Below are 2,855 nucleotides of genomic sequence, written 5' to 3'. Positions count from 1 at the left end.
GCGCATACACTTGTACAAAACGGACAAAGGGATGAGAGTGTATGCGACGGCAATGGTTCATATGGATGATCGTGCTTTGTTTTTTTTGTTCGCTTTTTCCGAATGAAGCAAAAGCGATGTCGGTTAGTGCGAAAAGCGCGATTTTAATGGAACAAACGACAGGACGAGTGCTATTTGAAAAAGATGCCCATACGAAACGACGCATTGCGAGCATTACAAAAATTATGACAGCCATTTTAGCAATCGAATCGGGAAAATGGGAAGAGCTTGTGGCGGTAAGTGAACGGGCGGTTCGGACGGAAGGGTCTTCGATTTATTTGAAACAAGGGGAGAAAATTGCGCTCAAACATTTAGTATATGGGCTTATGCTTCGTTCTGGAAATGATGCAGCGGTGGCGATCGCTGAGCACGTGGGTGGCAGCGTTGAAGGGTTTGTCTTTTTAATGAACGAAAAAGCAGCGGAAATCGGGATGACAAATACACAATTTGCGAATCCGCACGGGTTAGACGATGCCGAAAACCATTATTCCACTGCGTATGATATGGCTCTACTCATGCGATATGCAATGCAAAATGAACAATTTCGCGAAGTGTCGGGAACGAAATTGTATCGTGCCCCAAATCCGACGGAAGATTGGGATCGGGTTTGGCGTAACAAAAATAAGCTATTGACGCATTTATACGAATATTGCACAGGTGGAAAAACAGGCTATACGAAGCGGGCGAAGCGCACATTAGTGACAACTGCTTCAAAAGATGGTCTTGAACTGATTGCAGTCACCATTAACGCAGGGGATGATTGGAACGATCATATTGCTATGTATGAGCACGGATTTGCGAACTATGAACTTGTGACGATTAAAGCAACTACGATCGTTCAAGATATAAAAGATCCTTTCTATGGTGATCATCTATTCGTTGTGCGTGATTTTATATATCCGATTACAAAAAAAGAGGGGCAGTTGCTTCGTTTAGAGCGAAAATTGCTTCGTCCACAAGAGCGCTGGAAAGAGACAGGCGTGCCGTCTGTCGTTGGAAGGGCTGAGCTATACATCGGAAACGAAAAAGTTGACGACACCCCTATTTTTTATAAGCAGGAAAAGAAAAAGCGTTCTTTTTTTGATTGGCTGTTAGGGGTGGACAGCGATGGTTAATCTCATTTGGGTTGCGCTTTTAATCATTGGGCTCGTATTCGCTACGATAAACGGCACGATCAAAGATGTGAATGAGGCGATGTTTCAAGGGGCGAAAGAAGCGGTGACAATTAGCATTGGGCTTATTAGCGTGCTCGTTTTTTGGCTCGGTTTAATGAAAATTGCCGAACAGTCTGGGCTACTTTCGTTTTTTGCCCGTTTGTTTCGACCAATTGCCAAAAAAATTTTTCCGGAAGTGCCACCTGACCACCCTGCGCTCGGGTATATATTATCGAACATGATCGCAAATATGTTTGGGCTCGGCAATGCTGCGACTCCCCTTGGCATTAAAGCGATGGAGCAATTGAAGCAATTAAACGGTCAAACAGACGAACCGAGCCGTTCGATGATTACGTTTGTTGCTTTAAATACAGCAAGCATTACACTTATTCCGGCAACGGTCATATCGATTCGAATGACATATCAATCCGCTTCTCCCGGGGAAATTATCGGCACAACGTTTGTTGCCTCGCTTATTGCGACTATATCAGCCATTATGATCGACCGTGCATTTTACATACGGAGGCGCAAAAAAGGAGGGTTGTGATGCACGTTATTCAATTTTTGTCGTTTTGGCTCATTCCAACGTTAATTGCGTGCATTTTGTTGCACGGAACGTACAAGCGTGTACCGACGTATGAAGCGTTTGTTGAAGGGGGAAAGGAAGGGATTCAAATCGCCTTTTCTCTCATTCCGTATTTAGTCGGTATGCTCGTTGCTGTTTCTGTTTTTCGCGCTTCCGGTGCGCTTGAATTTTTCATGTCGTACATGAAACCGCTCATCGCGCCTATTGGTTTGCCGCCTGAAGTCGTACCGCTTGCGCTCATTCGTCCGATCTCAGGTACCGCTTCGCTCGGAATCGTTACTGATTTAATCGCGACGTATGGTCCAGACTCATTTATCGGGCGATTAGCCTCTACGATTCAAGGAAGTACAGAAACGACGTTATACGTGCTCACCGTTTACTTCGGTGCTGTCGGCATACGCAAAATGGGCGATGCATTAAAAGTCGGCCTGCTTGCTGACTTTGTTAGCTTTATTGTATCATTTGTTGTTGTATTATGGATGTTTGGAAAGTGAAGCGGTCCATTGCGATCGCTTTTTCTTATTTTTGAACTCCTGTACCGAATATGACCCGTGGTGCTAGATAAAATCGAGTAAGCATAAAAATAGCCCTTGCCTGAGGATTTCCTGTAGAATGAAAGTGCGACCAAACATTCGAAAGGAGAATCCCCGTGCAAGAGCACTTTCATTTTACAACAGACAAAGCGAAAATTCAAAAACAATATGCAGCCATTTTCTTTTTTGTTTCTGCCCAGCTGTCACACATTCAATGCTATCTTCAACGCCGCAATCGTCATTTGGTGAAACAAGAAGACGCGGTGATCATTGCCATTCATCTGTTAGGAAAGTTGCTTGGCTTCTCTTCCGAACGTGCATGGCATCGTTTTGTTACTGGGAACTTGTTCACGGATGGACGTTTTCTCGAACGTTCTCGATACAATCGCCGTTGCCGAGCGCTGCGCTTTGCGATCAAATGGATTCGTCATGAACTGGCGAAACGTGGGCAACACCATGCCTATGCGGTCGTAGATAGCATGCCAATTGAGTTGTGCCATGCCGCAAGAATGTACCGTGTCAAACGATTTCAAGGCATCGCTG

Annotated in this window: 3 protein-coding genes and 1 pseudogene; all 4 read left to right on the top strand. The window is 44.9% G+C overall.

The window, feature by feature from the left end:
• Positions 1–41 precede the first annotated feature (41 nt).
• The gene (locus V7Z64_RS12825) at positions 42–1,154 is read left to right on the top strand and encodes a D-alanyl-D-alanine carboxypeptidase family protein (RefSeq protein WP_297989542.1); all 1,113 of its coding nucleotides are present in this window, start codon (positions 42–44) and stop codon (positions 1,152–1,154) included.
• Positions 1,147–1,740: a nucleoside recognition domain-containing protein gene (locus V7Z64_RS12820; protein WP_003394414.1), complete on the top strand. Its 594-nt coding sequence runs from the start codon at positions 1,147–1,149 to the stop codon at positions 1,738–1,740. The genes V7Z64_RS12825 and V7Z64_RS12820 overlap by 8 nt, the downstream gene beginning before the upstream one ends.
• Positions 1,740–2,273 carry a spore maturation protein gene (locus V7Z64_RS12815; protein WP_003394416.1) on the top strand — a complete coding sequence of 178 codons (534 nt, stop codon included), beginning with the start codon at positions 1,740–1,742 and terminating at the stop codon, positions 2,271–2,273. Before V7Z64_RS12820 ends, V7Z64_RS12815 begins: the two co-directional genes overlap by 1 nt.
• Positions 2,274–2,428: 155 nt before the next feature.
• A pseudogene (locus V7Z64_RS12810) lies at positions 2,429–2,855 on the top strand (IS982 family transposase); the annotation flags it as partial.

This window comes from Anoxybacillus sp. (genome assembly GCF_036834105.1).
GTDB lineage: Bacteria > Bacillota > Bacilli > Bacillales > Anoxybacillaceae > Anoxybacillus.
Note: the sequence above shows the minus strand (reverse complement) of the source record. Positions and strands in the feature narration are given on the sequence as shown.

Coding starts and splice junctions, on each gene's coding strand:
- V7Z64_RS12820 (WP_003394414.1), top strand. CDS start 1,147: ATGGTTAATCTCATTTGGGTTGCGCTTTTAATCATTGGGCTCGTATTC.
- V7Z64_RS12825 (WP_297989542.1), top strand. CDS start 42: ATGCGACGGCAATGGTTCATATGGATGATCGTGCTTTGTTTTTTTTGT.
- V7Z64_RS12815 (WP_003394416.1), top strand. CDS start 1,740: ATGCACGTTATTCAATTTTTGTCGTTTTGGCTCATTCCAACGTTAATT.